This is a genomic window from Ruminobacter sp. RM87 (genome assembly GCF_000701925.1).
GTDB lineage: Bacteria > Pseudomonadota > Gammaproteobacteria > Enterobacterales > Succinivibrionaceae > Ruminobacter > Ruminobacter amylophilus.
Window position 1 is genome coordinate 1 of sequence record NZ_JNKD01000092.1, and the last position, 5,604, is coordinate 5,604.

A 5,604-nucleotide genomic window follows, 5' to 3' on the forward strand; every position below is an offset into this window, starting at 1 on the left:
TTGGAGGAAATACATCTGAATATAGCATTAGATACACTGATGAATACCTTCATGGGCTATGTACAGGCTCTGCGTGACAGAAAGTATCTGAAAAAAAGCTGTTACGAAAAGGCAATGGTACTGGCTTTCAAAATGCTCAGCAGCTGGTTTACCGAACAGATTGCTTATATTCAGGATTTCGTATTAGGTCTGTACGAAGAATTCGCCACCAAAAAAACTCCAAAATTGTCATAAAAATCAATACATGTTTTTAAAAAACACCTAAACCGCATGGATTAAGGTTGCGCTATGTTTTTCCACTCAAAATCATGTGGGAAAGTTGAGATGATTATGCTGAGGGGCATATTTCTGAGGATAATTTAAAACAGATTATAAAGTTGTGCATTAGCTATGTGTTTAGACGTAGTATTTGTGATATACCTACAAACTCTTTGAATAAGACATTTGCTACATTAAAAAATGAAATCAAATCTGACGATTACGTTAATTCCATTAAAGCGTTTTTTGTTATGCGTGATGATTACAAAGAGTTTCCAAAAGATGAAAAATTTGTCGCTTCTTTTGTATCAAGAGATATTTACAATATGCGTTCTCGTAATTTCATTCTTAGTCATTTAGAGAACTATGGCAATAAGGCTTCGATTATTGTCGAAAATTATACGATAGAGCATATAATGCCTCAAAACAATAACCTAAGTTCGGAGTGGCAACAGATGCTTGGTGCAAGCTGGCGCGAGGTGCAAAAAGTATATCTTCATACTATTGGTAACCTTACGCTTACAGCATATAATTCTGAGATGAGTGATCACCCTTTTTTGGTTAAGATGAATATGGAAGGGGGATTTAAGGAAAGTGCACTACGTTTGAACGCTTATGTTGTTAAACAAAATGAATGGAATGAACAAAGAATTAAAGAGCGTGCATTACTACTAGCCGAAAAGGCTAAGCAGATTTGGGAATACCCAACTCTCACGGCATCTGAACTTGCTCCGTATCAGACCTCGGAGAAAATAACAGAAAAGTACAGTCTCGAATCTTATGATACAAACGTGTTTACAAAAACTCTGTTTAGTGTTTTGGATCGTCGAATCTTGAATTTATCTCCTGATGTTAAGCGAGAATTTAAAAAGTTGTATGTCGCTTATAAGCTTGATACCAATTTCGTTGATATCGTATTTCAAAAGCAAAAACTTCGCATTTCAGTGAATATGAAATTCTCGGATGTACTTGATCCGAATGGTATATGCCGCGATATAACTAACTTAGGTAGATGGGGGAATGGTGATGTGGAGCTTTATATGGAGCACACCTCTGACGTTGACCAAATTATGGAAATTATAGAACAGTCCTATCGTATTCAGATTGATGAATAACATAGGCCGACATTAGTAATAACTGTACTTTTTATATTGTTGCTTTGTGGGGGAATGCATGACTGATAATCCTTTTGAAGAATTAACTGGTTTAATAAGTTTTAATAGCATTTCCTCATTACGTAGTAAATACAGTGATACTGAAATTAAGAAGCAGGCTATAGCGTTGAGTGATCAATTTGAATTAGTAAAAAATGAAATTGATTCAGATATCGATGCTATCATTGAAAGATTAAGTCACTGTGATCCCCTTAGAACATTGGTGATTGCTACAGATTTAGTAATGGTACCAATGATTAATAAAGTGTCTGAAAGTCAGATTACCCCAGGAATTAGCCAAATAGTCAGATACATCGAGTATGCGCAAAGCATATTTGTAACGCATAAGTTAAACGATAAAGGCAACATATTTGCAGATGATGACTATATTTTTAAAACTCTTTCCATGATTGAAGATTTATATAATAAATCCATTATTTTTGTGAATTATTTGGCGGCAAAGCTTTATGTTGATGGTCAGTTTTCTGATGAAGAGATCGACTACATAGTTGAATCATATCAAATGAGTTTTGTTAGAGGTAATAGATACAGATTTCAGCAATTAAAAAATATTAAAGTGTTATTACAACCGCATTCAGAAGAGTTATTCAAACTTTATGGGGTGACATCTGATGATTTATTACGAGGGCTACAAGAATTAGAAGTCTCTCTTTCTTCAGGAAAAGTTGATGCATTAAGTCAATTTGGCATGGAATCCGACATTACTACAAATTTGGATGATCTTGGTGAATATCTTAAGAAGATTCAATTTGATCCAGGTAATTCTCTGTGGACATTGTTTGATAAGTGTTTTGGCGTTGCGCTATATGTTGCGCTATATGATGTGAAGCAAGTTACTGGATGGCCAGATAGTTTTATTAGTAAATTATCTTTTGAATTAGGGGAATTATCAACTACAGATAAAAAATCTAATTCTGATTATGATAATTGGCCCTTTGTAGATTTACCTGTACAGAAAAAACCATTTATAAATATTGATGGAATAACTTATTGTTTTGATTATTATAACCTCTTTGATAATATCTATAGGGTGATTCAAAAGATCATAAAGGAAAGTGATTCTACTTACGCAACTAAATGGGCTTTGTTTCAACAAGAAGCAAGTGAAAATTTGGTGGCAAATATGTTCAGAAAATTACTTCCTGGTTCTGAAGTATACCTTGGTAACTATTATCCCGATGAAAATCACACAAAACAATATGATGAGAATGACATTTTAATTATCTACGATACTTGCGTGCTCATAATTGAAGTTAAAGCAGGTTCCTTTACTTACACGCCTGCTGCCACTGACTTTCAGGCACATATCAAATCTTTGGATGCACTTATAAAAAAAGCAGATTATCAATGCAATAGAACTCTAAACTATATCAATCGATGCGAAAGAGCAAACTTTTATAAAACCAATAGTAAGAAATCAGATTTAAAGTTTTATCTAGACAAGAAAAAATATAATTATTTTTTTACTTTTTGTATAACTGTAGATAATTTTAATGCCGTGGAAGCCAAAATTGATAAAGCTCATTTTTTGAACATTAATAGTGGAACTTTAGCTGTTAGCGTTGATGATCTTGATATCTATACTGAGTTCTTTGATTCTCCTTTAATATTTTTACATTATTTAAAACACCGTCAAGCTGCTTCCAATAACAGTATATTATATTTGAATGATGAACTTGATCATTTGGGGTTGTATATAAAACATAATGATTATAATGGGTATGTCTCTTCTTATGTAACCGATAAGGAGCAACTTGTCGCCTTTGGCTATAGGCGAGACTTAGATGCATATTTTGCCGGAATCCACGATGATAGATTAAAAATTGAAAAACCTAAACAGATCGTCCCAGAAAGAATTATGCAAATTTTGATATTTTTAGAGTCGAAGCAAATACCAAGAAGAGTCGATTTTGCAAACTTCTTGCTTGATATGTCTGATAAAGCAAGACGGGACTTAAATGGATTTATATCATATGTTGTCGGAAGAGAAAAACTAATCAAAAGTATGTGTCCTTTTGCCCTTGAGGGAGACTTTTTTATGTGCTGCTTCGTTAGGATCCCTAGAATTACGATAATGCCTAAAAGATTGATCGATCTACATACTTATGCGCTTTTAAAAAGTAGAAACAAAGTTGAAGGATGGCAGGTTATTTTGTCGTATGACGATGACTGTTGTATTACTGATATTGCTTTCAAAATATGTCACTATTTCGATTTTGAAAAAGATAAATTTACTGAGTCAGAAATTCTTGATTATTCTGAATCCATTAAATCTACTAGAAAAATTAAATATTTAAATAAGGATTATGATAATAGTTAATTGTAGAATATATTAAATCAGATTTTTGTACATGAAAAGGGTTAAATAGAATAGTACATCTTTAAATTTTTCTTTATTTTTCAATTATTTAGATAGTGTAGTGGCATATAATTGAACTGTGGTTAATAAATAATAAGACTGTAAGTTATTAGTCTTGTATTTTGGCGGTTGCCGAATTTATTCTGTTTCAGCAATCCCTTATATATCAACGCTTTACACGCATTTTTACTACATTTTAGGTTCGTATCAAAGACGATGTAGGATTAGAGCCTTGTGTGCTAGCATTATTTCTTTTTTTTCGGATAGAGTACTATTCTCTTGGTACTTTCATCAGTGCTGAATGACCTGTTACTGAAAATAGAAATAACCACCTTCGTAGCCTTGCCTGTGTTTATGCCATCCTTTAAGGAATAAACATCATCCGTATTTCCCATTGGATACATATACAGCCACTTCTCATGATATTCACCGTTTCCTTTCAGATACCATGTGCTGATGTTCCATGGATTCCCTCCGGGAATCATTTTGTATTTCACTCCGTCAATGGTCAGAGTATTAAGCTCATAAGTGAAGTATCCCGAAATCTTTTCCCGCTCATTGACCCAGTTCTTTTCTTTTATTTTGAACCTGAAATTGCCGTGAGGAGCATGGAATCTGATTTCATTCCTGTAAATCAGATTGTCTTCCGAATATTCTGTATCAACTCGCTCTGCGTGGTAGACATTGCTTACACAGGTGCCGTCAGGTTCTCTGGTAATCATGATTATCTTGCGGAATGGATTGAATTCCTTAAGTTTTTCTGGACAGAAGTTTACGTCTTTGTCCGAACAGTCGATATTTTTAATTTCACCGCTACCTGTATTAAGAAGATTGTAGCTGTCGCCGACAGCAAAATTCATGACCAGTCTGCCAGTAGGTTTTTCCTTTCTGTTTGGTGTAATGTTGTAAATAGGAACACCTTCAAGTGAGTTGTTCACCCGGTAGTAGAATTTCATTGGTTCCCCGGCCCAGGTTATGGAATTGTACATCCAGTCTACCAGCGGAAAGCTTCTTGAATTCATGTCATAGCTTTTGCTGACATAATTCGTGTCGTTTACTCCGGTAAGAATCTTCGGAATGTCATGAACGTATATGTGGTTTCTGGTGTTATGGATTACATAGTAGTCAATGGCACTCTGAATTTCACTTTCAGCACAGAAATTGTCATAGACGGTCTGTACTTTGTCTTCCGGAATTGATGTCTGATAATCCGAAGTTATGGCTGTAAAAAGATCCTGAATTTCATCAGAACCTGCGGGAACGTCAGCATGAGCTCCGAGACACATGAGCATACCTGAAAAAGCGCAGCAGATCTGAAGAATTGTCTTTTGTTGGGGGGTAGCTGGTTTCATATGCATTTTCTCCATATCTGTTGTTCCTACTTAACCTTTTTATCTGCTTTTTCAAGAGGCATGCGTTCACACTTTCCTTCGCTGTCCCTGATGAACAGAACCATTCTTTCGTCCGGCGGAATACAGGAGTTTTCCTCTGAGCAGGAAAGACAATATGAAACGACCTCCACGAATGAATGCAAATCGTGGATTTACCGTGTAAACTGTAGACGTTAATAAAACAGAAACGGATTTACCGCATACATTGAATGAATTTACTACATACATTGAATGAAGGTCGTTATGAATAAGATAATATATATTGGAATGGATGTCCACTCTTCTAACTTTACTTTGTGCTCTTTTGAACCAGGTTATGGCATGTCTGAAGATAAAATATTCGGTCAGGTGCAGTTTAAGGATGACCTGATTAAAAATACCGAGAAGTATATCTGTAATCTGAAATCACAGAGAAAGGATA

The 5,604-nt window shown here is 34.7% G+C and carries 4 protein-coding genes; 3 read left to right on the plus strand and 1 reads right to left on the minus strand.

The genetic code is table 11. From position 1 onward, the window contains the following. The 3 genes from T489_RS15285 to T489_RS0111845 all read left to right on the plus strand — a co-directional run. The coding region (locus T489_RS15285; RefSeq protein WP_031579477.1) for a hypothetical protein at window positions 1-234 on the plus strand (234 nt) is incomplete at its 5' end. A 275-nt stretch (window positions 235-509) separates the two neighbouring features. Beyond that, on the plus strand, window positions 510-1,373 hold the full coding sequence (locus T489_RS0111840) for a GmrSD restriction endonuclease domain-containing protein (RefSeq protein WP_198020483.1): 864 nt from the start codon (window positions 510-512) through the stop codon (window positions 1,371-1,373). 58 nt (window positions 1,374-1,431) lie between these two features. After that, window positions 1,432-3,753, plus strand: a complete 2,322-nt coding sequence (locus T489_RS0111845; protein ID WP_031580227.1) for a hypothetical protein — start codon at window positions 1,432-1,434, stop codon at window positions 3,751-3,753. 284 nt (window positions 3,754-4,037) lie between these two features. On the opposite strand, the gene T489_RS0111850 is transcribed toward T489_RS0111845, so the two are convergent. Next, on the minus strand, window positions 4,038-5,144 hold the full coding sequence (locus tag T489_RS0111850; protein ID WP_157608263.1) for a hypothetical protein: 1,107 nt from the start codon (window positions 5,142-5,144) through the stop codon (window positions 4,038-4,040). Window positions 5,145-5,604: the final 460 nt, after the last annotated feature.

Bases quoted from the DNA above. Each gene is read 5' to 3' on its own strand.
- T489_RS0111840 (WP_198020483.1), top strand. From the start codon at position 510: ATGCGTGATGATTACAAAGAGTTTCCAAAAGATGAAAAATTTGTCGCT.
- T489_RS0111845 (WP_031580227.1), top strand. From the start codon at position 1,432: ATGACTGATAATCCTTTTGAAGAATTAACTGGTTTAATAAGTTTTAAT.
- T489_RS0111850 (WP_157608263.1), bottom strand. From the start codon at position 5,144: ATGAAACCAGCTACCCCCCAACAAAAGACAATTCTTCAGATCTGCTGC.